We start from the raw sequence: 24,454 nt of genomic DNA, 5'->3' as shown, positions 1-24,454 counted from the left end.
TTTGCGAGCAGAAAGCCGGAGATCGCACGATCGATAAGAAAGCCCCTTGCACGCGCCCCCACTCCCCGGTAAAGGCGCCCCCTGCCCCGGCGCCGGATTGCACCCGGCCCAACCAAGGCATGCCGCTTTAGCTCAGTTGGTAGAGCACATCATTCGTAATGATGGGGTCACGTGTTCGAGTCACGTAAGCGGCACCACCTTTCCCTCTCAGATCGTCCCTAACGCTCGAAAATATGGCTGAATTCTGCCATTCTTGAGCCTCCCCGGTCTAAGAGTGTGTCAGGCAGTTCCAGGCCATCTTGAGCAAAATGGGGCCACGAAATGGCACCAAAACCTCCTTGAGAGGACTCACAACGATGGCCCACCTGGACGGCCCCCTTACGCGCTTCGACCTTATCGAGGAGAATCGCGCGTGGCACTTACCGAAACCCAAATTCGCCAGCTTGAACCTGACGCCAAGACCTACCGGTGCAGTGACGGTCGAGGTCTCTTTCTGGAAATCCACCCCAACGGGTCGAAGCTGTGGCGCTTCAAATATCGTTTTCTCGGCAAACAGAAGCGCCTCGCGCTCGGCCGCTATCCCGATGTCGGCCTGGAAGGCGCGCGCAGGAAGCTCGACGAAGCCCGCCAAGTCCTCGCCGGAGGCGAAGACCCACTGGCGGTGCGAAAGCTGCACAAGCTCGTCGCCTCCTTCAAAGCCGCCAACTCGTTCGAGGATGTCGCAAAAGACTTCATCGAAAAAATGATTGCCGAGGAGAGAGCGCAGGTAACGACCGACAAAATGGTTTGGCAACTGACGCTGCTGAAGCCCATCGCACATCGGCCAATTTCTGAAATCAAGCCACTCGAAATTCTCGCGATTCTGAAAGCGCTGGAAAAGCAAGGGAAGCGGGAAACGGCGCGGCGCTGTCGCGAATTTGCCAGCCGTGTTTTCCGCTATGGCGTGGCGACAGGGCGCGGCGAAAATGACCCCACGACCATCCTGCGCGGCGCGCTGATCGCGCCCAAGGTTACTCATCATGCTGCGCTGCTCGACCCGCAGCAAATCGGAAAACTGCTCCGCGACATCGACTGCTACTCCGGCAGCGCAATCACGCGCTTTGCCATGCGGATCTCACCCCACGTCATGTCCCGGCCGGGCGAACTGCGGAAAGCCGACTGGTCGGAGTTCGACTTCGAGGCTGGTGTTTGGACTATCCCCGCTGAGCGTATGAAAATGCGCAAATCTCACCAGGTGCCGCTATCTCGGCAAGTGATCGCTTATCTGCGAGAACTGCAAGAGGTCACCGGGCCGGACGGATACGCGTTTCCCGCCATACATACCTCGCGAAAAACAATGAGCGAAAACACCGTCAACAATGCATTTCGGCGAATGGGATATCGCAAAGACGAGATAACCGCGCACGGACTGAGGACCACTGCATCGACGCTTCTGAATGAGAGCGGCCACTGGAGCGCAGATGCAATCGAACGTTCGCTTGCGCACGCGGATGCCAATGCCATTCGCGGAATCTACAATCGCGGCCGCTATTGGGAGGAGCGTGTTGCAATGCACCAATGGTGGAGCGACCATCTGGACGAATTGCGCGGGCAGGGCTCGGCTGTCGGCTGATTTCGTGTTTGGATTGGGGGCAGGCGCCACGCTCAGGTGGTTACCTGCCTCCTCGGCTCCTAACCTCACAAATCAGCGTGATCGCCAAATAGCTATCCTCGGTTCTCCGAGCCGTGGACGACGGTGATTGGGACAAACTCGTCGTTTTGGAGGTCGCTAGCGAATGACCGGTGCCGGACGAAGCGGCCGTTCAATTCAAGACCTAAAGCCAGACCATACCTCTATTGCGACTATTCATGTGAGAGCAATTCTATAACAATTGGAAGGATGACGAAGTCGTCGGGCCTTCCGAAGCCTTCGCCTCTCCTAGCAGGTGAACGATGTAGCAATGGATCTGCTTGAGCTCGAACGCAGGGTTCATTGACGGGGCTACGATACGTGCGTCAAGCCGCCGGCTTGCCGAAGCGAGTTTCCGGACTATTCAGCAATCGGCGCGCGGCCGCATTGTGACGCGGAGGCGCCCAGCGCACGCCGTCCTTGGACGCGGCCGTCAGTTCGACGACCGTGCAGGGAAGCCCTGCTGCATCGAATTTTCGCGCGATGAACTCCCCTTCGTCCCGCTTGTGGCTGGACATGAGCAGTTGATAGCCTTCGATTTCGACTAGGTTACGCATGACGTCGACGAATGCCGCCGCGTGAATGATGTCGTTATGCTGAAGCGGATCGTCGAGCAGCAGGGCGCGCCAGCGAGACCATCGATAGGCGGTGCTCGCCGCGCACAATATGCTGAAGCCGTTCGCCGCCATCTGCCCTTCGCTCAGGACCAGCTGTGGCGGTAGATCCGTCTGGTACTGGGCGTTTTCGATCGGGTCGGCGTAACGGAGCCGCATGGCAAGCGATGTGCGCTCGACCGTGTGGGCCGATTTGAACTGCACGCTTTCGCCCGGGGTGCTCAGCAGCGCGCGATTGAACGCGTCAATCAGGTCGTTGAGCGGCAACAGGAACTGCGTCGAAAAGCCTTCAGCCTCCGTCTTCAGATGTTCGGCATAGGCCACGACCGCAGCGCGGGTGTCCGAGGAGAGCTTTAGGGCGGCGCGGTGCGAAGCCAAGGTCGCCTCCAGCCGTTGTTCGTGGGCCGCAGGGTTGCCCGATGCGCCTGCCCCGCCCGCCGCGTCCATGGTCGCCGCCAGGTCGCGCAGGTCCTCCTGCTCGAGCAGAGCCTCATGGCTGCTCGCCAAGGTAGATGCCTCGGCGAGCCCTTCCAGGACGGCGGTCGAGCGCTCGTCCAATGCCGCTTCACCCACGGCTATCGCGTCCTCCGACGGCGGAGCGTCCATCCCCGCTGCGGCCCACCGGGCCAGCACCTCCTTGATCACCTCGGAAGCCGCAGCTATGGCTTCGGCCGCACGCTGGACTTCCGCCTGCGCCAACGCAGTGCGTTGGCGAGCCGCGTCCTCGGCGACGCGCGCCGCAGCGGCCGCGGCTCTCGCCGAGATGTCGTGTTCCCGCAAACGAAGAAGCGAAGCGGATTGGTTGTCGATGAGGGCATCTACTGCAGCGAGGCTCCATGGCGTGGTCTCGTCGCTCAGCAGCTCGGCCGTCTGGACAAGGCTGGCTTCGCCGCGGGCCCGCCGTTGACCGGCCGCTGCCCGGTTCTCCTCGATCGACGCGATCGACGCGGTCAGTCGATCAACCTCGGATTGCGCGGAAGCAACGTCGATCGATTTGTCGAGATCGAGTTCCCTGGATCTGTCCGCAAGGAGCGCGGCCAGCCGAGAGGCAATCACGCCGGCGAAATCGGCGTCCTCGTCCAGGCCCAGCGCTTTGGCGATGGCCTCGCGTTCAAGGGCTACGGCATTCCGGGCGACCTCAGCCTCGGCGACAGCGGTCTCGCTCGCGCTGATCGCAGCCTCCGCTTCCTCCACCTGGCGGGCCGCGGCGCCATGGCGTTCGCGCAGGACATCCTGCGCCGCCGACTCTTCGGCCAGCCGACTGTCCTGGGCGGCGATCGCGCCACGAGCGCGTTCGAGCAGCCGGCCGGGTTCGAAGCTGGTAGCACAAACCGGACAATCTGTGTCGTCATGGCCGATATGAGCCGTCAGCTGGGACAGCAGGCCTGCCAGGTCCGACGAATCGCGTTGGCGAGACGACAGTTTCTCTGCGCCGGCTCGCTCGGCCTCGAACGCGGCCTGCAATGACCTTTTCAGACCATCGAGCGCGTTGTGGGCATCCTCGGCCGCATGGGTCGCCGCGTCGGCCGTAGCCTGGCGGGTTGCCGCTGTGGCCTCCAATCCTGCAAGCGCGCTCGCGCGATCGGCCCAGCGCTGCAGGGCCGCCTGCACGCTGTCGAGCTCGGCGAGACGCTTCTGCTTTTCCTGAGAGGCTGTCAGGCCCTGCCTCGCCTCGTCGAGCGCACGCCTGCGGGACTCATGGTCGGCGACTAGGACAAGCTCGGCCGCCCGCGCCGACGCCACCTCGGTTTCCAATCGATCATGTTCGACGATGGCGGCACGAATGCGCTGCAGGCGCTCCTGCTCGGCCTCCGCCTGGGCGACCGCTTCGACAGCGTCCCGCGCAGCGTGATCCGCGACGGTCGTTGCCTTTTCCGCCGATGCGATCGCGCTGACGGCCTCGCTCAGGGACTGCTCCGCCCCGCGCTTGCGATTTTCAGCAGTGGCTAGGTCTCGTTCGGCGGCATGGAACCGAGCGACCGCGTGCCGAAGGGCATCAAGGTCACCCCGATCGCGGGCGGTGCCCAGCTGCAATTCCTCGAGGCTGCTGCGGATTTCGGTCAGACGGTCCGCGATTGCTGCCGATACCACAGTGATATCGAAACGGCTTTCGAGCGTGTTCAACCGTTCGATTAGTGCTGGCTCGCTTTGAGCGCCAGCCGCGGCCGCGCGGGCCGTGAGGTCGGCAAGTCTCAGCGATTGAGCGCGCCATTGCTCCAAGGCCGCCTGCGCAGTCGTGACCTCGAGCTCTTCGCGTTCGGAGCGGCGCCTGAAGGCCGACATGGTACTGCGGCCGCGCAGCGCGGTACGGATCGCTTCGAGCCGATCGATGCCGCTCGGTCCCTTCAGAGCCTCCCACTGCTCGCTCTGCGCACGACTGGTGAAACGCTGCTGCGAGGCCTGTCCCAAGAAGTGGGTGAACGCCAGATAGGCGCCCAGGTCCTTGATGTCCGTCCATTGCGGTTGCTTGAGCAGCTCTCGCAGTTCGGAAATCGACGGCTGCAGCCTTTCCGTGCGCACCAGGGGATCACCTTCGGTGAAGGAAAGTCCGACCTCATGCGAACCCGCCGGCGCACCGCGCCGGGTCAGATAGTCGCGTTCCTTGAGCCTGCCGACATGCGTTTCAAAGCGCCGGATCCCGCCGGTCAGACACCATTCGAGACCGTCGAAAAAGCTGCTCTTGCCCAGCCCGTTGGTTCCCACCAACAAGGTGAGCCCCGGCCCTGGCGCGATATCCAGAGTGAAACTGCCGAACGTCCGAAAGTTCGTCAGGTGCACCGCGTTGAGGAAAACGTCCGTCATTTCGAACTCCTCTGGCGCCAGGCGGCGATCATACCGTCGACCATCGCGTCAGGGTCCCGATCGTCATCCTCGTCGGCCGCGCTGGCCAGCTGGATCCACGTGCTAGCCGTGTCGCGCGGGACTTCGCCTGCGGCGGCTGCGCGGCTGATATTGTCGAGAGGCGCCATCGAGAACACGGCGTCGGTGACCCAGGGACGGGCGAGAAAAGTGCGTTGGGTGAACTCGGCGAAGGAGGCCTCATCCGCCGCCGGATCCTCGGGCCTGAGCCAAACAAGCTTGCGCGCAACGCGCTCGTCACGTTCCGCAATAAGCGCAAGCGCGCGCCAGGTGTCGGAGCCTTCGCTTCCTCGCGGGCCGAGCAGGATCGCATGCAGGTCGAGCGCGGCGGGCGAGGTCAAATAGGATCTGGCGACGACGCACTGGTTGCGCGCGCGTCGCACGGTATCGGCGACCCCCTCCTCGCTCGGCGCCTCGGGCATGAGTGCGAGGACGATGGCATAGCGGTCGATCTGCAGACCTCGGACGTGGGCAGGCAGATCATTTGTCTCCAGCCGCGCCGACGCGCTCTCGCCCCCGCCAGCGAACACGCGCTCGGCGAATCGCGGCATTTTCCGGATTTCGAGCTTCAGTTCGCCCGCCCGGGCGCCGAGTAGCGCTTCCGCGGCATCGAGCGCCCTTTGCGCGGGAGACGACGGTGCTTCTTCGGTCATGCGGGGTCTCCGTCGACGGGCTCGCGATCGATCGATCGCTGCAGGGCGGCAAAGTGTTGCTCCTCCAAGGATTGCAGCAAGTCGGCCAGAGGAGCCAGGCCGGCCTCGGCAGCCGCACGGAAGGTACGATCGAGCGTCAGCATCAGCCTGCCGTCGCCGACATCGGTCAGTGACAACGCACCGGAGCCGGATCGGGCCAACGAGACATTCGCCCGCGAGAACATGGCGGGCGGCAAGGCTTGCATGGGGAGAAGCACGAAATCCGTCGACCACATGTGCTGGAGCGCGGCGATGGCCATCTCCTCCCCTTCGATAAGCGCGGCACCGCAGACGTGACCAGTCCGCGTGCTGGCGTCGGTCGCCCGGCCCAGATTGCCGGGGTGGACTCCGCGCGGCGTGGTGTTCTGCCAAGCGGTCGCGACCGCAAGCCCGGCGGCGCACACGCGGATGACAGACGAAAGCAGGCGAGGCCCCGCCAGAACCGTGGCTTCCCAGGCCGGGGCTTCGTCGTCGCGGGCGCAAATCGCCAGATTGAGGAAACGGGCCAGCAATACCGGATCGGCGGTAAAAGCAGCCTTCCAGTTTCCCCATATCGGACGCATCTGGGCTCGTAGGTCTGCTGCTGCGACGATCGACACGGCGCGTCCCGGATCATCGCCGTGCGCCAGGTATCTCGATAAGTGGCTATCGATGCGTTCAAGCAGCCATCCATCCATCGCGCCATGGAGGCGCGCGGCGACCTCGTCGGGTGCCCCGACGGTCAGATTGAGGATCGACGCGTCTCCCCCGAGTGCGCGCAAGCTGGGAAGCGTGAAGTCTGACGCATTGGGAGAGCGGGTCGACGCCCTCTCCAGGAACGGCCGCCACTGCGCGACGTCGAGAAACAGGGTGACCCGAGGTGCGTGAACGGCAAAGCGCGCTACTGCATGCGCGAGCGGGTCGCCGATGTCATGGGGCGTGGCCGTGACCATGAGTTCGATAGGCGAAGTATCCGCCGCCCATCCCGAGGTAATCGCAGCGAGGCCGATATCTCCGCTCCAGCGGATTTGCTCGCCGTCGAGCGCGAGTTTGATCCGCAGCGGCAACGCGGCCTCGACCGCCGCGAGACGATAACGCGGTGGGGGAAGTTGCGCTTCCCGAGCGAGGCGCTGGTAGTAGGAAATCGCGGACTGACCGAGAACCGGCGCAATGCCATCCTCCGGGAAGGCAGTGACCCAAGCCTTGTGGTCCTCCTCGAAACCGGCAAGGAGATCAGCAAACGGATGTCGCACCTCGGTTTGGTTGGGTCCTCTCCGCGCGATCAACTGGTCGACCTCGACCTGCTGCCCGCCGCAATCGAAGCGAAAATTGGCCTGGTGCGCTCCGGCAACCGCTGGAAGCGCCACCAACTCCGGACAGACGAGGTGCTCGAAGCGCTGCGGCGCGGCGCATGCCTTCGTCAGCAGGTAGACCGCCAGGCGATTGAGCCGCGCTGTCCGGATAGAGAGCATCTCATGTTCGCGCGTCTGGAAAAAGAGCTGGACACCCGGCCGCAGCCGACCACGCAAATCGCCGACCAGTCCCAAGGCCTCGACGTCGGCGCCGATCGACGCATCATAGGCCGCGATGAAGTCAAACCCTTGGCCCTGCGCATCGTTCTCCCTGGCTAGCCGGTCGATTTCGAGCAGGCGCGGGGCGAGATCTCTCACGCCCGGCCGTTGGGCGATCCCACGAATGATCTCGTTATGGTCGAAGTTCAGGCTTGCTGCCGCGATAAGGTCGATGAGGCCACCGTCACCGTTCCCGCTCACGAGGAAGGCCGGCCGCGCCTTGCCGGTAATTTCGGGTCCGGGAACCCCGGCATCCCTCCAATAGCTCTGCGTTACGGCCCCACCAATCGGGACGGGCGGTTCAGTCCCGAAGCCCACCGCGAGGATGACGATGTCATACTCCGCCTGATCTTCGACGCGTTCGCCATTTGCCCCCTCCCGCGTGAAGGAGAGGATGAAACGGCCGTGCTGTGGCTGGACGTGCGTTACGTCATGAAGGAGAGAAACCTCGAGCCGGTTGTCGGCGAACGCGCGGATGTTGGCGAATTCTTGCAGGACCGCGGTGCGCACATCGATCGCGGAGCCGGATCGCCAGTCGAGCAGTGGCAGCTCGGCGAGCTCATGATCCGCGTCGGGTTTCGGCCACTCATAAATATGGGGATCGAGCCGCCGGCGCCGGGAGTCGCGCTGGAGCGGCAAGAGGACATCCGACCGTTCGAACAAACGGACGTTGGTCCCGGGCTGGAGCGCAAGCCCGGCGGCTGCGGTCAGCCCGGCTGCCCCGCCGCCGATGACGGCGATCCTGGCGTTGGCCCGGATCAGATGCTCATGCTGCAACGCATGGGTAAGCTCCAGGGCTCTCACCTGTTGAGAGTAGAACGTGATGCGCGTGTCGTAACAGCCGATTACGTAGAAACCTGGATGCGCCTGGACGCCTGATCCAGCGACGATGTCCGTCGGGTTCAACATGGCTGAAAGGCCGAGCACCGCGCGATCCAGTCGCGCAATGAATGAGCGTTGCAGGGCACGGTCATGGGAGGTGAGATCATCTCGACGTCAAGCATCATTCCAGTATCGAACTCCCCCACTCCATTCCCGGACCCAAACTTTACAAGGCCGTGCGCTATGAACCAAAATGATTTTGAACCCCGCTGACGTCTAAGGTTCGCCTCTGTCCCGCGGGATGATCGCCGATCTCAATCGCGTGCGCCAGTCGCCACGAGGACGCGGCTTCGTTTCATCAGGTTGACGGCGGCAAGACACCGCCCGGGGGGAATGGTTGGGGTACCGGTATCGGTGGGGATATGGATGACTGACCGGGAATCGCTGGCGGCGAGCCCCATGCACTGGTGCGCGGCACAAAAGGTCGAGTGCCGAGCTCCCAAAGCGAATCTATGTTGGCCAGGTAGAGTTCGACCCTGTTTTCGGCAGCCGAGATGATGCCTTCGAAAATCCGGTTCTGCGGGCTCCCCATCCGTCGGTCGAAGCAACCGATCTCAACCGGCCACGGGTCGTCCAGGCTCTGCCCGATCGCCTCGAGCGCGCGCTTATAGGCGTCCGCTTCGTTGCGTGGCGTCCAGTAGTGCGGGGATGCAACGATAACGGTTAGGCAACCCTTGCGCTCGCCAATGAACTGGACCGGGGATAGGAGTCCGGCGAGATAGATGCGTTCGATCGCGTCGATAACCCTCTCGTCGTGATCCTCATCCCAGATCACCGCGAAATCATGGACGTGCGGAATTGGCAGGCGTCGACGCTGGACATCGAGCCATTCGACGCTTCGCAAGACCGAATAATGAGTTCCGCGTCCGAGTGACCCGACTGGCCCGGGTTCATCGTACAAGCATGAGAAATATGTCGAATATTGCCGCACGGCGTTCATGGCCAACTCCTTGGTCCGCAGGGTTGATATGGATTCCTCCACGGCGGCACCGGTTTCGCCGGAACCACCAAGCCTGCTCACAATACTATTCCGCGTGCCGAGCTGAAACTGAAATTTGCGCCGCGACCGACGGTTTGCCGGCCATTTACCTCCGAGGCCAAGACCAAGTTGTCCCACTGCGGACGCGGCGGCAGTTTGAGAGATCGTCGCCGCGGCACTGCGGATCGGCCGCGCCAGCGACGGTGATCAGTTCATCACTTATGAAATCCACTCGCAGGCCGGCCCATTCTCGCCTAAACGAATGGCCCGTTTCGGGATCGCCACCGGGCCACATGAACTTCGCAAATTTACGCGCGTAGCTGCTAGGCTATCAAAGTTGCGAAAGACCGGTTTCGGCGGGAGCGCGCATTCCCGCTACTGCATGGGAAGGGCAATATCTGGTCGACTGCTGCCGGCTGCGCCTGGGGCAGACCTTCACTCAGGGGGATGATAGCGAACGGCTGGTTCGGCGTGAAACAGTTGTTCACGCAAGCGGCGGGTTGCTATTCGAGGACCGAGTGCTTCAAGTCGCAAACGAGATACCATGTCTTCTACGGACTAGATGCTCCACGACTGTCAAATGTAGTTGCGAACACAATCGCACTCCCTAGAGGCACGGGTGACCAAGCTTACAGGGATGACGACACGGTGAGTGACAAAATGAGAGGGCTGCATTCAAATGGCAGCCATCCCGCTCTGCGCTTCCAGCGGCTGGTTGCCGAAATCTTCGCCGCAAATGGCTTCTCGGTCGCAACTGATCAAATGACTGATTTTAAGAGCATGCACGCCGAAGCCGATATCATCGCGACCTGGAATGGCGATGTTAGGACCGTCATTGACGTGAAGGTCTTTCGGTCGCGTATGCCGGCGCTGCGTGACTTGGACCGATCATTCGACAACGCAATGCGACTGAGGTTCGCGTTCAAGGCTGATCACGCCATCGTCGTCACAAATCTCCGCCATGCACAGATGCCAAAATCCAGGCCGAACGCGCCGGAACACATGCTGTTGGGTATAGAAGACCTAATTTCGCTTTCCTCGGGCAACGAGAAGCTCACCGGCGCGCTCATGGAAATGGATCGCGAACTAAGTTCGGCGCTCCACGATTTCGACAACCCCCTCGATCTTCGGGCGACATCGAAACCGACCGATATCACACCGTTGCAAAGCATGATGTCGTCCCCGGCAGCACCCACAGCGCCGCTGCCCGCGGAGGGAGATCGGTTGGCGACCGAACTTGAAAGCGTGCCGACCGGGCGCGACAGCGGTGTCGTCCTGCCGTCCGGACGGACCGGCGCCGCGTGGCGCCTGTTTGAGGAGGTGGGCGTTGAAGCCCTAAGATACCTATTCCATAGACAATTTCATGCTTGGCAAGAGCAAGAGAATGTTGGAGGCGACGAACAGCGCTTCGACGTTCTGGCGAAGGTTAAGGGCGATGATGTCTTCTCGCGGATGCTCGTGGAGGATTTTCGCAGCCGGTACGTGTTGTTCGAATTCAAAAATTACGCTGCTCCGGTAAAGCCCAATCTCATTCACGTGACCGAAAAATATCTTTTCCCGACGGCACTCCGCGCGACAGCGATCGTGATCTCTCCAAAGGGTTTGTCCCCAAGTGCAACGGCTACCACGCACGGTGCGTTGCGCGACGTCGGCAAGCTAATCCTTGACCTAGATGTTCCCACGCTCTGCCGGTTGCTGCGCGCTGAGGATCTTGGCACGTCGCCTGACGCAGAGATGGAGCGGCTTCTAGACGCTTTTCTGCAGACCGTCGGCCGTTAAAACATTCGTGTTGCCGACCGTCCGCTTCGCCCGGTGCAATCGACCGCTATTGGCAGAGTCAGTCATTCCGCCGCGTGAAGTCGCTGCGCCTTCGGGCGCCCTATCCCGGCGCGATTAGCCTTTTGGTTGGCAGACTTTCCGGTTTCTGCGCTCTGATTCTCGACTGACCGGATAGCGGCCTGCATCTTCGCCCACCTCTGAGGATCGGCGACCACCAGAAGTCGCTCACCGGCGGCCCACTCATCGCGTCCAAGTATCGCCGCCGCCCGCTGCTCGGGAAAATGCAAACTGGCGGGCGCCATCCAAGTTACGAAGTCCCGACCCACACCCCCCAGAAAGACCGCGAAAACAAGCGTCGCGCCGACCGCGATGGTCATCTGCTTCTTCTGCGCCTCGCCTGTACGGGCCTTGGTGACGACGCTGGCGATTGTAGCCGTCTCTGCCTGAAGCTCCCTTCGCGCCCGCTCCCAAGCCTGCTGATCGGCAAGCCGCCCATCCCTGCCAGCCGCTTCGATCTGCGCGGCGACCGTCTTCGGCGTTAGCGCCATGACAGGCCGCTCGGTGAATTCCTTCACCGTCAGCCGCACGGCCTGGAACTGACCTTCGATCTTCGCGAATTCGGTGCTGTAATCGCGGGCATGCATCTCCTGAAATTTGACGGCGAGGCCGTCGATGGCGGCGGTAAGTCCTGCCAGGCGCTGGCCCATGGCCTCGAACGCAGCGGCAGGATCGAGCTCGTTGGGGGTGTGCATTTCGCTCATCCGATCAGCTTATCCCAAGTCCACGGTCGCGCGAGCGGCCGAGCCATTCCTGGATCTGGTGCGACACCGTTTCTTTCCCGGTTGGTTTCAGCCCCAGTTCGCGGACCCTGTTCCGCAGCCGCGACTCGAGTTCGGGGTCGCGGTGAAGGCTCTTGGCGAGCTGATCGATTCGCGCTTCCGCCCGCTCTTCGCCGATCTTGCGCATCCGCATGAGTTGCCGGGTCTGGGTCTGGAACTCGTTCACGAAGCGATCTGCGCGCAAGTCGCCATCGATCCGGATCTCGCGCTCGGCCATCATCGCCTGGATCGCGCGCCGGGTCTGCCCCTTGCCGGCTTCATCGGCGAGATCGGGGTCCTTGTGGATCGCCGCCCGGAGATCGCGGGCACCATGCTCGCGCACCTTGTCGAGAGCGCCCGCCGCCTGCTCCATCGCCTGGTTCTGTATCCCGATGGGATTGAGCCCCATTGCCTGCATGCGCAGGATGTCCTGCGCCGCGCGTCCATAACGCTGCACCGCAACCTCGAGCGGCTTCGGTTGCGCGGCAATCGTCGGCGCCCTGAGCTTGAGCCCGGCAAAGGGATCGCGCTTGATGACGACCTCGGCTTGCGGCTCGCGCTTCATCTCGAAGGCCGGGCTGTAATCGGACGCCATGTCCTTCGAACGATCCCGGCTGAGCGCGCGGACCAGCTTCGAGCGGTCGGCAAAATCGTCCTTGCCATAGTGGAGATCGACCTGGGCCCGGTGGCGCGACAGCGCCACATAGGCGCCATGCCGATCGAGCCCCGGCGTGGCGAGGACTTGCACGCGGTTCACCGTCATGCCCTGCGCCTTGTGAATCGTCGCGGCGTAGCCATGATCCACATCGGCATAGTCTTTGAGATCGAAGGCGACCGAACGGCCGTCGTCGAGCATGACCGCCATGCTGAAAGGCGAGACGCTGCGCAGCGTCCCCAGCGATCCGTTCTTCACCCCCATGCTGCGCTCGTTGCGGAAGAACATCACACGGTCACCGACGGCAAAGGCCCGCTCACCGCGTTCGACCTTGAGCGCGACATCCTCGCCCAGCTCGCCGGCCTCGCGCATCTTCCCGCGCGCCGCCTGGTTCAGCTCACCCACTTCGTCATTGGTGTGGGTTAGAATGATCCGGCTCGCCTCGCGATTGCGCTGCCGATCACGATCCCACTGCCCGACCAGCGCTTTGCGCGCGCCCTCGCGGGAGGGAGCAACATGGACATGCCCCGCCTGCTCATAGGCCAGCACCGCTTCCCCGGTCCGACCGGTTGCCAGATCGCGCGTGGCCTCCCGCTGCCACTCCTCGCTCTGCCGGCGCACCTGCATGATCTCGACGCTGCCATGGCGCTCAGCAATGCTGCGGAAGGCAGCACCGGCTTCGATCGCCTGCAACTGTTCGGGATCGCCGACCAGCACGACCTTGGCGCCGCGCTTTTCGGCCTCGGAGAGGACGCGCTCCATCTGCCGGGTGCCGACCATCCCGGCCTCGTCGATCACCAGCACCGAACGGTCGGTCAGCAGATCGCGATCCTGCGCCCACTGCCGCTCCAGGCTGGCGATGGTGCGGCTTGAAATCCCCGAGCCGCTTTCCAGGTTCTCGGCGGCGATCCCGGAGAGCGCCGCACCGCGCACTTCATAGCCGGCCGCGTGCCAGGCATCGTGGGCGACACCGAGCATCGCGCTCTTGCCGGTACCGGCATAGCCGATCACCGACGATAGGCCCCGGCCATTGGTCACATGCTCCAACGCGCCGCGCTGCTCGCCGGAGAGTGAAAGGCCCCTCGCCTCGGCTCGGGCCAACGCCTTTTCCTGTATGGCCCGGCTGACGCCATGCCGCCGACCAGCATCCAGCTTGATCGTGGCCTTCTCGAGCCGCTTCTCGGTCTCGATCATCGACCGCGAGGTAAACCGATCCTCGCCGCGCCCGTCCTTGCCCAGTGCGATCAGTTCGGGCGAGGATTTGACCGCCCCCAGGACCTGATCGAACTGCTCCTTGCCGTCGCTGTGTCGGTGCACGAACCTGGCGAGATCGTGGGTGGTGAAGGTCGCCTGCTGGTGGGTGATGGCATCAAGCGCGATGGAAGGATTGGCGAGGATCTTCTCGCCATTCGCCCTGGCAATCGCGTGATGCTCTTCAAGCCGCTCGCTCTCCAGCCCCTGCCCCGCCATGCGCGAGGCGGCCGGACCGATCTTGTGCTGCGGTTCCAGCTCGATGCCCTGGGCCTCCAGCGAACGGTGATCGATCCGCGCATCGATATCGAGTTCGGCCAATCGCTGGTTGACGTGGTCGGCCCAGGCTTCGCGCCAATGGGTGAGCAGTTCCGTGCGGTTCCAGTCGCGCACTTTGGGACCGAACCCTTCCTCGCTCACTTCGCGCATGCCGAGCATCACATGGGCATGGGGCTTCGGCTGGCCGTCCTCGCCGATATCCCAGTGCACATTGAGATCGGCGACCATGCCGCGCGCTACGAACTCGCGGGAAACGAAGTCGCGGGCCAGGCGAATGCCTTCGACTTGATCGAGCTCGCGGGGAATGGCGAACTCAACCTCACGGCAGAGCTGCGCGTCCTTGCGCTTCTCGGCCGCCTCGGCGTCATTCCACAGCCGCTCGCGGTCGAGCCACTGCTCGGGCGCGTTCTCGGGGAGCAGCACTTCCGAGTGGACGACACCCGCCTTGTTGGAAAAGTCATGATCGCGCCCCAGCCGCTCATCGCGCAGCCGCGAGGCGGAGCGATAGGCGGCGGCGGCCACCGCTGAGGAACCGACAGCGCGCGAAATGACTTTGGCCGAGAAGTGGTAGATCGCCATGACGGCCATCCATTTACACTTCAAGCAGCACGTCGGCACGACGTATAAGCGCGCCCTCGAGCGATTTCATCGCACTCGGGAACGCGAAATCCCAAGAGATTTCACGCTATTGTTCGGCGCTGAGACTCCCGATAGCTGAACCGTCCGCCTCGATCAAAGAAAGGACGGACGATGCGCAAACCCCGTGACTATGACGCCGAACTCAAAGCGCTTACCGACAAGGCGCGGCAACTCAAAACGCGCAAGACCAGCCAGCTCGGCGAACTGGTGAACGCGACAGGTGCCGATGCCCTTTCCGCCGAGATTTTGGCCGGCGTCCTGCTCGATGCGGCCACCACCACGGACGCTGCCAGAAAGGAGGCGTGGCGCAAGCGCGGCGCCGCGTTCTTTTCAGGGGACGGCAAAGGCGCTCGCACAGGAACTGGCAGCGAGGATCGCAGCGCTGCGGCGGAGCCGGGCAGCGCGCAATTGCCACTTGGCGAGCCGGGCGCGGCATGATGCCCGCGCGTGGCAAGTGAAGCGGCGCGAACGCACCCGCCAGCTCATCGAACTCGGCGGGCTCGTCGTCAAAGCCGAGCTGGTCGAACTGACCGGGGATGACCGCGCGGTGATCCTCGGTCTGCTGGTCGAAGCAGCGGCCAAGTTGCGCGGCGAAGATCGCGAACAGGCGCTGACACTATGGCGGCGGCGCGGCATGCGCGCGTTCGCCGACGATGCTGCCGCGAAGGACGAACGCCAGAACCGTTCGATAGAGGGCTGACCGGGCGAAGCTCCACCCTCGGTTTGCGCGGCCTTGGCGTAAGGATTCCCGTCTGTTATTCTGCCAAGGCGCTGCGCAAAGGGCCGCGCCGGGACTGGTAATCCCGCCAGAGAAGCAAACTCGGAAAACTCAGTTTTCCGGGGTGCCGTCGCGCATGTCCAAACCTTCGGGTTAAAGGCGGCGGCGCATGTCTCTGGCATGTTACCAGCTCCGGCGGCTCCCGCGCGTTAGCGTGCGGGAGTTCGGGACTGGTCCGCAGGTTGTTCCGAAGCCTTCCGCCAACCCGCCTTGATGCGGACCCGGAGGTGCCAATGGACGTTCAAGTTCCTGTTGCTTCGCCCGATGAAATCGCCGCTGTCTCTGCGGCGCTCAACTCCTTGCCGGATGAGAATTCCGCGCTCGCCGCGCTCTGGAAAATCTACGATGCCGAACCGGTGCGGTTGCTGCGCACCAAGCAGGGCCGCAGCCTCAGCCGGGACCGCTACAAGCGGGCCGAACAGTTCGCGGCGATGCTCTCTCCCGATGCGCCGTTCGACTGGCCGGACTTTCTCTATTCGACCGGCATCGTCGTGCAACTCGCGCTGTCCTCGCATCTGCTCGATGTCGGCTTTCCGGACAGCTGGTGTGCCCGGTACATCAGCCTGCATGTCGATCGGTCGCTAGCCTATGCCAACGTCACCGCGTTCGGCTACGATTGCCCGGAGACGGCAAGGCTGATGCAGGTGCTCGCGCCCTACTGGAAATGGAACCGGCGCAACCTGATGGACGGCAAGCATCCCGACGACGACGGCTTCACGCCCGACGAGGTTCGGACGCTTGTTGCCGCGCTGCTCGGTCATGTGTGCCAGGTAACCGGCCATGCGCGGTCGCGACAACGGGCGGTGCGATCCTGATCGCACCACTGCGGCGCTGACATTCCAGACTGAGGCGCGGCGGATCGCCGCCGAGGTCTGGCGCGATTCGGGCTCGTGAAATGGTCGCAGCTCGCGTGCGACGCGCGCGGCGAGACGGTGTGAGACCGAACCGCCGGTCGCGTGGCTCCCAGCGACCAAATTTTTTTGGTGTCCGTAGAGTGCCGCCAATGTTCACTACGGTGCACGGAGAGGAATCTCCGGCGTTCTGCGCTGTTTAGCGCGATTTCGCGCCCTTGCGCTGGGCTCGAATTGGCCCAATCTTGCACATGGCCGGCCAGTCCACCTCATGATTAGGAAAGGACAACGCCAATGAACATGACGCTCCATGATCGTTTCCTGCGCCTCAATGTCGTTCTCGAACGCACGGGCCTTTCCCGCGCGACCCTCTACCGCAAGATCCAGTCGGGCACTTTCCCGAGGCAGGTTCGCATTGCCGAGCGCTGCTGCGGCTGGCGCGAAAGCGCCATTACCGAATGGATGAATAGTCCGATCTCATACCTGGTCGACGACTTCCCGCAGGCCTGAGCAACTATCGCCCCCGAAATAAGGCCGGGGCGCGTCCGCCGCAGCGGACGCGCCCCGGCCCCTTACCAGCCCTTGCGCTCCTGCCGATCCCGTGAGCGCACGATCATGCCCATCGCGCAGCCGAGCTCTTTCTCCACCCGGCGGACACTGATGCCCATACGCTCGGCGATCTGCTCAAAGCGGAGGCCCTCGAAGCGCCAGAGGCAGAAGGCCCGATTGGGCAGGTACGGCAGCGAATAGATCGCGCGTGCCAATCGTCGCTGTTCGGGCTGCTCGTACTCGGGGAAGGCATTACGCAGAAACGCCTCGTGGATGCGCTGCTCCAGCAGATAGAGATACCACCTCATGCCGCGTCCCCCCCGAATGCGAGGAGGTAATCGGCTGCCTTGCTGGCAGCGCTGGCCGCCCGGAAGATCGCCTTTTCGTCGGCGCGCAGCACTTCAAGCCATGAGCCAATGTAATCGCTGTGCCGCACCGTGGGCTGGATACCCAGCGACGCGCAGGCAAAGGCCGAGGTCATCTCGGCGATAAGCTCTTCCTTTGCGTACGATGCAGAGCCGTATTTGCCGGTATGATCGCGGTCCAATCGGCCCTTTCCGCCACTCCAGTGACCAAGTTCATGAAGGGCCGTCCGAAACCAGTTCACCGGCTCATGGAAAGCTGCCTGCGGGGGCACCTGCACATAGTCCAGCTTGGGTGCATAGAACGCCTCGTCCCCGCCGATCCGGAAGTCCGCGCCGGTCGCCGCAATCAGCCTATCCACCTCGGCAATCGCCATGACCGGATCGGGCACCGCCGGTTCGTCGGCATACCGCTCCGGAAGCCCTTCGATCTGATCGAGGTTGAACACGACGAAGCGCTTCAGGAACGCAATGGTCCGCGCCTCGCGATCCTCGCACCGCGCCTGCTCGGTCTCGCCCTTCGGCGTGAAGCGATCCGCATAGCAGATGACCGTGCCCTTCTCACCGCGCCGGACATGACCGCCCGCCGCCAGGGCCTGCTTGTAAGTCAGCCAGCGCTGCGATGCGAACCGCCGTTCCACCGCCTCGCACCAAAGGATCAGAATATTGATCCCCGAATACACTCGCCCGGAAACCGCATTATGCGGCATCAGGCAGGGGCACCGCGCGCTGTCCCAGGGCTGCACCCAAGGGAGCCTGCCTTCTTCTAGCTCGGCAATGATGCGCGACGTGACCTCTCCATAGAGGCTCTGACGATTGGTCCTTTCCATTTCTCCTGTTCCTTTCCTCAACCGCCATTGACCGGCGCCGGGGTGGCGGGGGGCGGCAGGAGCGGACCAAAAGCCTCGCCAAGATGGCGGGGTGCACCGAAAGGCCGGAACAGGGTGGAGGACCTGGGCCTGCCCAGGTTGCGGCTCGCCATGGCGGGGCTAAGGGGCCGTGACGCCCCCCGTCACCCTGGAGCCGAGGCACACGCCGACGCGCCACAGGCGCGGAGACCGCTGACGGGGCGCGAATAGCGTCCCGCCCCCGCCAGTGATCGTTGCGGCTATGCCGACGAGACGCCGCAGGCGGCTCGGTTGAGCGTTAGCGAAATAGAGCGCGGCCGTGCCCAAGCACGGGGCGGCCAGCCGAACCAACCTCCCGAGCGGAATCCATCCCACGTATCCGCGCGCAGAGATTTTGATGACAAGTGAAGCACATCACAGATAGTCATCGTCACATGAGCGGATCCCACAGCAAGATCATAGCCGCGGCCGCCAAAGCCGAACTCGGCCCTCTCGGTTTCAAACGACGGGGCCAATCGCGGCTTTGGCTCAAAGACCACGGCTTCTGGCTGAATGTCGTCGAGTTCAAACCCAGTAAGTGGTCGGTCGCGATCGATCTTAGCAATGCAGCCCACTGGATTTGGGGCGGCTGCGGATTCATGAGCTTGGACTATTACGTTCCGAGCGGTCCCTGCACAGGATACCGGGACGAAGATCAGTTCGGTGCGGCAGTCGCCGAAATCGCAAGTGCAGCCGCCGGACAAGCCCAAGAGACCTACGCCAAATTTGCGTCATTCGAGGCCATCGCCAACCATACGATCACAGAAGCGCTGGATTCCGAGCGGATGCAGCCCAGCTGGTTCGGCTACTACGCCGGTGTAGCCTGCGGTATTCTCGGAGATCTCGATCAAGCAGCATCATTTCTGCGCGACATCACCGACGAGAGAGTAATTCCCCGTGCCGAACGCTTCCTGCCGAAAATCGATAATCCAACCGCTTTTCGGGAGAAGGCCAATGAAATTGTCGCTCAGCAGCGAACCGCGCTCAAATTGCCGCCACTGGCGCAGAATCCGTTCTGATGCCTCCAAGAGTGCAATCTATGTGCATACAAGCTGAGCAGATAAGGCGGCAGCCATGAGTTCTCGCACTCCCGAAGAAATTGCTCACGAGCTCCAAGCGCTGGACGCCGCCCATGCGCAAAATGAAACCGGTCGAGATGCGTTCATCGCCCTCGCTCATACCGCCCTCTTTGCTGCGTCTGTTTCTTTCGTTGGCGACATAGCGCCACTCACGGATGCGATCTGGCAACCCGCGCTGCTACTGGCATGGTTTGCCGATGTTGTCGGGCTGCTCGCACTCACGGTAAGTTTCGGTGCCGCCCGACGTTTGATCGATGCTCGCCGCAAGGCGCTCTATGATCCGACGGCCCCATCCCACTTTTGGGGAGATTTCATTAACAGCGTAGCCCTATGGTCTTTTCCCGTCGCCCTTCTATGTTTGTTCTCCTTCGTCTCAGCAAATGTGATTCACGCAAATGGTCGGAAAATTCGTCCCGCCGTCGTCTCAGGGTCATCGCCAACGGGGGGCGACACCGCCCCCTCGCGCTCCATCGCCTGTGCCAACGGGTCCCCAGTACGGAGTGATCCCGGCACCTCGCGCTCCGTCCCCGCCACCCCCACCGCCGCCGCCCAAACCGTAAGGGCGCTTGGTACGAACAGTCCCGCCCATGGTCCGAGGAGGTTGCTGGAGGTTGACCAGTTCACCGCTCGGTCCAACTCGTCGCCGCTCCACGCGTCGGCGAAGGCCGATGTTTGCGCGGATAAATTGCAAGGAGCATCGAATGCTCCAGAGTGACAGGTGAGCATGGCGACCAAGTTCGAGGTAGGCCGCACTTACACAAGGCCCGAGGTGGCGCAGGCCATCAATATGCCGGAGGTGCGCCGAAAGGGGAACTGGCACACTGGCTATGACAAATGGGAAGATGAATTTTTAATCTTCGCCAACGTCGGCACGCCTGGACGCACCGGGCACGACTACCTCAACAGATGGCACGGCAACCATCTCATCTGGTACGGTAAGGGATGGACGACCGCGTCCCAGCCAGAGGTACAGGAACTGCTTTCGGGATCGCTGCCCGTGCACCTGTTTTGGCGCGGGAAAGACCGCTCGCCATTTACATATGCCGGCCTTGCCATACCTGTCGGAGTTCGTAGCTCAACCCCAGTCGAAATAACATGGCAGTTCGACGCCGAACCGATGCAGCTCACACAAACTGGTGCTATGCCCACGTGGCGAAGGGGGCCTCCACCCTCCACAGGCGACGTCGTCATTTCGAGGGAAAGCGGCCCCGTTAGCGTCTACCTCTTCACGCTGGAAGGAGCTGACACTCCCACCTTTCCCGGCAAGCCCGATGGGATGATGGTCGTCAAGATTGGCATTTCCAACGATCCTGAGCGCCGTCTAGCGGAGCTAAATTGGGGATTTCCGCCTGGATGCTCGTTAAGATGGCGAGAGTTCCACACGAAGAGCTACAAAGACGGATTAACCGCTTTCGAAGCAGAGGGGCGGCTGCTGGACGTGGCTCGCATAGAGGGTCGTTGGCTTGGAGGCGAGTACGTTTACGCTACTCCAGAGTTACTGTCCGAATTGCTCAGAGACTAGCCGAGCTGCAACTTTACCCTCGATCGGTCACCCGCATCATAGACCGAGCAAACTCGGTTTGCTCCACGCTATGGCGGGGTGAAGGGACACCGACACTCCCACCGACCGGGGGTGACCACAAGCAGTTGTGCCAAGGACGCAGAAAACGCTGACGGCGGAGGTTAGCGCCCCGCTCCACCGGTGGCTTCCGGCAAAGCGGTGCAAAGCGACTGGGTTAATCGCAAGCGAAATGGATCGCGCACGCGCCTCCGCGGGAGGCGCCGACTCCCTGGGCGGAGGACGGGACTTTCACTTTCCACCGTTGGTGACCGTGCGATTCGATACGCCCAAAGAACCTTCTCGAAATGTAAGCAAGAAGGCATGCGCCTCAACGCGGTTCCACATCGACAACAATACCGACGAAAGACCGATCAAAGCCCATTCGGATCAAGCTGAGGCGAAAGAGCCGCCGGGCAAATCGTAGTCGCCTTCGCGCTCGAGAGCTCGTCTACAAGGCGGTATCCACACAAGGCGTGTCTGATCCCGGCAGTCACTGTGCCAAACCAGCCAACAATATCCCTTAGCCGTCGAAGCCAGTGGGTCCACTCTGCCTCGCAGAATCGGGACTCGCTCCACGAATTGCGCGACAATGGCCGGAGGCTTCTCGCGGAAGAGCCTATTGAACCTACCTACGCCTTCGATGAAATTCGTCCGAACCAGCATGGCCGAGCCGATGCTCGATTGGCGGATCGCACGTCGCGCGAACTCCTCCGCCAACCTGAAGGGAGGATTGGTGATTACCCAATCGTACGATTGCGATGCAGAATCCTCGCCGTTCAAAAAATCCAGAACTTCGCCGAAACCGTACGGATGGACATCGCTCGAGCGCACCTGCCCAAAATACTCGGCCAAGGTCTTCGCCATGAAGCCGCGCCCGCACGTGGGTTCCCAGCAACTCCGGCCTCGAACGAGGTCCGGATCCAAGACATGCTCGGCCAGCGCTCTGGTAGCCCAACGGGGCGTGGGGAAGTCGTCCAGGCTATCGAGCGCCTCGAACCGCTGCGCCATAACTGCCGGCGATCGATTTTGAGGACCTTCAGTTCTCGGATAGCGAGGAGATCGCCGGGGCTTCCATTCCGTCACAGGCTTGGCGGTCAATTGCGATAGGACGCGATAGCTGCGCGATCGAGACCTTCCGCAGGCAAGAGCTTGTAATGCTTTTCCTCGACGACGACGACCTGGTTGTCGACGACGGCGAGCTCGAACATGGCAACTTTATCGTCCTCCATGAACTGCGCCGAGATCGCTCTGGCGCGTAGTCCCGGAAAACGTTGCTCGCACCAAGCAAGGTCCTGCTTCGTCTGTACGACCGAAATCTGATCGGTTCCGCCCTTGGCCTGAACGGGGATCGCGTAGTGGCAGCCTTCGCGATCAATTCCGAGGTAGAGCTCGTCGATTTCGATCTGGCCGATACCCTTAACGGTCGTGCGCAGATGGTTCTGAAGACTGTAGGTCGTCAGGCCCAAGAATATGTCGATCAGGCGGTTGTAGCGCACGATTGCGAGCAGAGCCTGCTCGTCGTCGAGCGCGTAGGCCCTGATAATTTCGGGCGTGCCGTTGGGAATGCCGATGGTAATGAGATCGAGACGCGGCAGGACCCGATTGAGAGGGACGAGAACAAACTTGTATTTCGCCCGGCCCGCGCCCTCGATGATCCACTCCATGCCTTCGGGATGGGTAGCCAGAATACTTTCCGGAAGACCGGTGCGATATCTCACCGAATAGATGACGTCGCCGATGTTTTTCGGACGAGGCAAATCCAAGGCGCTGGCGGCTTCCGGAATATCCTCTCGATCGAACAAGAGTTCCGAAGCCCCCTCGTAATGTCGTTCGAGGAAGATGCGTTCGAGAATGGCCTGATATGCGGTGAGGCCTTGCGCCTTGGGAGTTGTCACGTCCGGATCAACCGATCGCCTGCAGGCGTTCCGCTTCGATCTCGTGCTGTTTGCGCTTTTTGGCACCGCTCTTTCGATCGCGCTTGCCGATAGGCGCTGCCACGCGAAAATGCTCCGACGCCTCGCTCATTCCCATGCGCAGCAGCCGAGGGTCGCCCATCCGGAAACTGCCCTTCGGGGCCACTGGCTCGTAACCCATCGCAGCAAGTACCTGGCCTGCGACCGCGCGAGCGAGCGGCGGAGGGACCGAATTACCGATTTGCCGCGCACCATGCCACTTGGTCTCGTGGAAACGGAACCAGTCGGGATAGCCGTGCAACCGGGCCATTTCGCGCACCGTAACGCAGCGAGCATACTTGTAGTGAATGGGTCTGGGGCTGGTGAATGCACCACGCGCGGCGTCGGTTCCTGCCCTCAGCGTGTTGCTGAGGCCGCCTGGCGCGAGCTTGAAGAAGCGCGAAATCGGTTCGACCTGCCCCGGCGTGGTGGCCGCGAAGCGTCCCTTGGAAATTTCCGTATGAATCGTCCGTGCGCTGGAAGTCAGCGAACCGGCGTTCCATTCCCGAACGCGACCGAAGTGCCATGCGTTGTTGGTTAGGCAGCGCATTTCCTTGGCATAATCGGAAAGCTCGCCCCACGTTTTGATCTCGACTTCGTCGGTGTCGAGAAGCGACTTGTATTTATCTGCGTCGGGAATGTCCGAAAGGGCATCATTGCAGTTCGGCCCGACAGGCAAATCGGCCACTGCCTTCGATGTCTTGTCGGCGGGGATGGTCGACTGTGCCGGGTAAGAGGGGATCGGAAGCCCCTTCTTTGCACCGAGGAGAAACAGTCGGTGGCGATGCTGCGGCGTTCCGTAGTCGGCAGCATCGAGCACCTGCCATTTCATGCGGACGTCGTAGCCGGCTTCGCCGGCCGCAGCGATAAGCTCCTCTAGGAATGCCTTGTGCCGCCCGACCGTCAGGCCCTTCACGTTTTCGAACACGAAATAATTCGCATCCAACTCCCGAACAATTCGCAGAAAATCGCGAACCAGTCCGTTGCGCGGATCGTCGAACGCGCGCTGGCCGATCATCGAGAAGCCTTGGCAAGGCGCGCCCCCGAAAACGACGTCGACCGAGCGATCTCCGAGACCGGCCGTCAACCTGATTTCGGCACCGGTCAGCCCGACAACCGAGCGGCAAAGCACCTTTGTGTTCGGGAAGTTGTATTCGTGGATTGCGCAGTGGATCGGGTCAATCTCGACTGCCGCAACAACATCGAACCCAGCCTGCTCGAAGCCCAGGCTCATTCCGCCTGCGCCTGCGAACAGGTCGATGCCGATGGGTCTCATGTGAAATTCCTTGAATACGTGTCCGTTCTAGATCCGTTCTAGCAGCCGGATCCCGTCAAGTCGATCGGAAATTTGCCAGGAGGTCCGAGAAAGCTGTGGAGGCGCTGTTTCAGTGCCCCAAGGTCCTTGATTTCGCATTGCCACACGACATCGACGTCCCATCCTGCGGCTTGCAGGCTCTCGACGTTTGCCAAGTCGCGGGCTCGATTGCGCGCCAACTTCGGCAACCAAAAATCGGGCCGCGATTTCGGAGGTTGACCGATCTTGCATCCATGCGCGTGCCAGAAGCAGCCATGAACGAAAATCGCCTTCCGCCGCCCAGGGAGCACGATGTCCGGTTTACCCGGTAGATCTCTGCGGTGCAGTCGGAAACGGTAGCCAAGGCCGTGCAACAAACGCCGAACCGTAAGCTCCGGAACGGTATGCTTCGATCCGATCCGCGCCATCAGGGCGCTACGACTTTCTTGGCTGCGGTTGTCGGCCATCCGAACCT

21 protein-coding genes and 1 tRNA gene are annotated in these 24,454 nt (G+C 62.3%); 10 read left to right on the top strand and 12 right to left on the bottom strand.

All coding sequences use genetic code 11. The annotated features are described in order from the left end of the window. The first annotated feature begins 121 nt into the window (after window positions 1–121). Together U9J33_RS03085 and U9J33_RS03080 are read left to right on the top strand one after the other, a co-directional pair. Window positions 122–197, top strand: a tRNA-Thr gene (locus tag U9J33_RS03085). A gap of 215 nt (window positions 198–412) precedes the next feature. Continuing rightward, window positions 413–1,612 (top strand): tyrosine-type recombinase/integrase, encoded by a 1,200-nt coding sequence (locus U9J33_RS03080; protein WP_324697799.1) that lies wholly within the window; start codon window positions 413–415, stop codon window positions 1,610–1,612. 383 nt (window positions 1,613–1,995) lie between these two features. On the opposite strand, the gene U9J33_RS03075 is transcribed toward U9J33_RS03080, so the two are convergent. The 4 genes from U9J33_RS03075 to U9J33_RS03060 form a co-directional block, all read right to left on the bottom strand. Next, complete coding sequence (locus U9J33_RS03075; RefSeq protein WP_324697797.1) at window positions 1,996–5,085, bottom strand: AAA family ATPase; 3,090 nt, start codon at window positions 5,083–5,085, stop codon at window positions 1,996–1,998. Next, window positions 5,082–5,795, bottom strand: a complete 714-nt coding sequence (locus U9J33_RS03070) for an ABC-three component system middle component 1 (protein ID WP_324697795.1) — start codon at window positions 5,793–5,795, stop codon at window positions 5,082–5,084. Before U9J33_RS03070 ends, U9J33_RS03075 begins: the two co-directional genes overlap by 4 nt. Continuing rightward, a complete protein-coding gene (locus U9J33_RS03065) occupies window positions 5,792–8,293 on the bottom strand; it encodes an ABC-three component system protein (protein WP_324697793.1) in 2,502 nt (833 codons plus the stop codon). Before U9J33_RS03065 ends, U9J33_RS03070 begins: the two co-directional genes overlap by 4 nt. 271 nt (window positions 8,294–8,564) lie before the next feature. Then, the gene (locus U9J33_RS03060; protein ID WP_324697791.1) at window positions 8,565–9,287 is read right to left on the bottom strand and encodes a hypothetical protein; all 723 of its coding nucleotides are present in this window, start codon (window positions 9,285–9,287) and stop codon (window positions 8,565–8,567) included. Between the two features lie 606 nt (window positions 9,288–9,893). On the opposite strand from U9J33_RS03060, the gene U9J33_RS03055 reads away from it, so the two are divergent. Continuing rightward, window positions 9,894–11,024: a hypothetical protein gene (locus U9J33_RS03055; protein WP_324697789.1), complete on the top strand. Its 1,131-nt coding sequence runs from the start codon at window positions 9,894–9,896 to the stop codon at window positions 11,022–11,024. 62 nt (window positions 11,025–11,086) lie between these two features. Here U9J33_RS03055 and U9J33_RS03050 read toward each other — a convergent pair whose 3' ends face one another. Together U9J33_RS03050 and traA are read right to left on the bottom strand one after the other, a co-directional pair. Next, window positions 11,087–11,785: a DUF6118 family protein gene (locus U9J33_RS03050; RefSeq protein WP_324697787.1), complete on the bottom strand. Its 699-nt coding sequence runs from the start codon at window positions 11,783–11,785 to the stop codon at window positions 11,087–11,089. 4 nt (window positions 11,786–11,789) lie between these two features. Beyond that, window positions 11,790–14,606, bottom strand: a complete 2,817-nt coding sequence (traA, locus tag U9J33_RS03045) for a Ti-type conjugative transfer relaxase TraA (RefSeq protein ID WP_324697785.1) — start codon at window positions 14,604–14,606, stop codon at window positions 11,790–11,792. Between the two features lie 171 nt (window positions 14,607–14,777). On the opposite strand from traA, the gene U9J33_RS03040 reads away from it, so the two are divergent. From U9J33_RS03040 to U9J33_RS03025, 4 genes are all read left to right on the top strand, one after another. Then, window positions 14,778–15,104: a conjugal transfer protein TraD gene (locus U9J33_RS03040; protein WP_324697783.1), complete on the top strand. Its 327-nt coding sequence runs from the start codon at window positions 14,778–14,780 to the stop codon at window positions 15,102–15,104. A 16-nt stretch (window positions 15,105–15,120) separates the two neighbouring features. Beyond that, window positions 15,121–15,366: a conjugal transfer protein TraD gene (locus U9J33_RS03035; protein ID WP_324697780.1), complete on the top strand. Its 246-nt coding sequence runs from the start codon at window positions 15,121–15,123 to the stop codon at window positions 15,364–15,366. A 311-nt stretch (window positions 15,367–15,677) separates the two neighbouring features. After that, on the top strand, window positions 15,678–16,259 hold the full coding sequence (locus U9J33_RS03030; protein WP_324697778.1) for a hypothetical protein: 582 nt from the start codon (window positions 15,678–15,680) through the stop codon (window positions 16,257–16,259). A 330-nt stretch (window positions 16,260–16,589) separates the two neighbouring features. Next, window positions 16,590–16,805, top strand: a complete 216-nt coding sequence (locus U9J33_RS03025) for an AlpA family transcriptional regulator (RefSeq protein WP_324697775.1) — start codon at window positions 16,590–16,592, stop codon at window positions 16,803–16,805. Between the two features lie 62 nt (window positions 16,806–16,867). Here U9J33_RS03025 and U9J33_RS03020 read toward each other — a convergent pair whose 3' ends face one another. Beyond that, on the bottom strand, window positions 16,868–17,152 hold the full coding sequence (locus U9J33_RS03020; RefSeq protein ID WP_324697773.1) for a sigma factor-like helix-turn-helix DNA-binding protein: 285 nt from the start codon (window positions 17,150–17,152) through the stop codon (window positions 16,868–16,870). Next, window positions 17,149–18,036 carry an ArdC family protein gene (locus U9J33_RS03015; RefSeq protein WP_324697770.1) on the bottom strand — a complete coding sequence of 296 codons (888 nt, stop codon included), beginning with the start codon at window positions 18,034–18,036 and terminating at the stop codon, window positions 17,149–17,151. Before U9J33_RS03015 ends, U9J33_RS03020 begins: the two co-directional genes overlap by 4 nt. A 422-nt stretch (window positions 18,037–18,458) precedes the next feature. Here U9J33_RS03015 and U9J33_RS03010 point away from each other — a divergent pair, with 422 nt between their 5' ends. Genes U9J33_RS03010 through U9J33_RS03000 form a run of 3 tightly spaced genes read left to right on the top strand, consistent with a single transcriptional unit; the run spans window position 18,459 to window position 20,694 of the window. Further along, window positions 18,459–19,112 (top strand): hypothetical protein, encoded by a 654-nt coding sequence (locus tag U9J33_RS03010; protein ID WP_324697768.1) that lies wholly within the window; start codon window positions 18,459–18,461, stop codon window positions 19,110–19,112. A gap of 55 nt (window positions 19,113–19,167) precedes the next feature. Beyond that, on the top strand, window positions 19,168–19,887 hold the full coding sequence (locus tag U9J33_RS03005; protein ID WP_324697766.1) for a hypothetical protein: 720 nt from the start codon (window positions 19,168–19,170) through the stop codon (window positions 19,885–19,887). Window positions 19,888–19,896: 9 nt separating this feature from the next. Then, complete coding sequence (locus tag U9J33_RS03000) at window positions 19,897–20,694, top strand: DUF3427 domain-containing protein (RefSeq protein WP_324697765.1); 798 nt, start codon at window positions 19,897–19,899, stop codon at window positions 20,692–20,694. Window positions 20,695–21,120: 426 nt separating this feature from the next. Here U9J33_RS03000 and U9J33_RS02995 read toward each other — a convergent pair whose 3' ends face one another. From U9J33_RS02995 to U9J33_RS02980, 4 genes are all read right to left on the bottom strand, one after another. Beyond that, complete coding sequence (locus U9J33_RS02995; protein ID WP_324697763.1) at window positions 21,121–21,597, bottom strand: hypothetical protein; 477 nt, start codon at window positions 21,595–21,597, stop codon at window positions 21,121–21,123. A 230-nt stretch (window positions 21,598–21,827) separates the two neighbouring features. Next, window positions 21,828–22,628, bottom strand: coding sequence for an endonuclease (locus U9J33_RS02990; RefSeq protein ID WP_324697761.1), 801 nt, complete (start codon window positions 22,626–22,628; stop codon window positions 21,828–21,830). Between the two features lie 7 nt (window positions 22,629–22,635). Beyond that, window positions 22,636–23,961 (bottom strand): DNA cytosine methyltransferase, encoded by a 1,326-nt coding sequence (locus U9J33_RS02985; RefSeq protein ID WP_324697758.1) that lies wholly within the window; start codon window positions 23,959–23,961, stop codon window positions 22,636–22,638. A 38-nt stretch (window positions 23,962–23,999) separates the two neighbouring features. Further along, a complete protein-coding gene (locus U9J33_RS02980) occupies window positions 24,000–24,446 on the bottom strand; it encodes a DNA mismatch endonuclease Vsr (protein ID WP_324697757.1) in 447 nt (148 codons plus the stop codon). Window positions 24,447–24,454: the final 8 nt, after the last annotated feature.

It is taken from the genome of Novosphingobium sp. RL4 (assembly GCF_035658495.1).
In the GTDB taxonomy this organism is placed as follows: Bacteria; Pseudomonadota; Alphaproteobacteria; order Sphingomonadales; family Sphingomonadaceae; genus Novosphingobium.
This window is presented reverse-complemented; position numbering and strand designations above follow the sequence as displayed.

Bases quoted from the DNA above. Each gene is read 5' to 3' on its own strand.
- U9J33_RS03005 (WP_324697766.1), top strand. From the start codon at position 19,168: ATGAGTTCTCGCACTCCCGAAGAAATTGCTCACGAGCTCCAAGCGCTG.
- U9J33_RS02980 (WP_324697757.1), bottom strand. From the start codon at position 24,446: ATGGCCGACAACCGCAGCCAAGAAAGTCGTAGCGCCCTGATGGCGCGG.
- U9J33_RS03025 (WP_324697775.1), top strand. From the start codon at position 16,590: ATGAACATGACGCTCCATGATCGTTTCCTGCGCCTCAATGTCGTTCTC.
- U9J33_RS02985 (WP_324697758.1), bottom strand. From the start codon at position 23,961: ATGAGACCCATCGGCATCGACCTGTTCGCAGGCGCAGGCGGAATGAGC.
- U9J33_RS03065 (WP_324697793.1), bottom strand. From the start codon at position 8,293: ATGTTGAACCCGACGGACATCGTCGCTGGATCAGGCGTCCAGGCGCAT.
- U9J33_RS02995 (WP_324697763.1), bottom strand. From the start codon at position 21,597: ATGGCGAAGACCTTGGCCGAGTATTTTGGGCAGGTGCGCTCGAGCGAT.
- U9J33_RS03015 (WP_324697770.1), bottom strand. From the start codon at position 18,036: ATGGAAAGGACCAATCGTCAGAGCCTCTATGGAGAGGTCACGTCGCGC.
- traA (WP_324697785.1), bottom strand. From the start codon at position 14,606: ATGGCGATCTACCACTTCTCGGCCAAAGTCATTTCGCGCGCTGTCGGT.
- U9J33_RS03000 (WP_324697765.1), top strand. From the start codon at position 19,897: ATGGCGACCAAGTTCGAGGTAGGCCGCACTTACACAAGGCCCGAGGTG.
- U9J33_RS03030 (WP_324697778.1), top strand. From the start codon at position 15,678: ATGGACGTTCAAGTTCCTGTTGCTTCGCCCGATGAAATCGCCGCTGTC.
- U9J33_RS03070 (WP_324697795.1), bottom strand. From the start codon at position 5,795: ATGACCGAAGAAGCACCGTCGTCTCCCGCGCAAAGGGCGCTCGATGCC.
- U9J33_RS03040 (WP_324697783.1), top strand. From the start codon at position 14,778: ATGCGCAAACCCCGTGACTATGACGCCGAACTCAAAGCGCTTACCGAC.
- U9J33_RS03050 (WP_324697787.1), bottom strand. From the start codon at position 11,785: ATGAGCGAAATGCACACCCCCAACGAGCTCGATCCTGCCGCTGCGTTC.
- U9J33_RS03020 (WP_324697773.1), bottom strand. From the start codon at position 17,152: ATGAGGTGGTATCTCTATCTGCTGGAGCAGCGCATCCACGAGGCGTTT.
- U9J33_RS03075 (WP_324697797.1), bottom strand. From the start codon at position 5,085: ATGACGGACGTTTTCCTCAACGCGGTGCACCTGACGAACTTTCGGACG.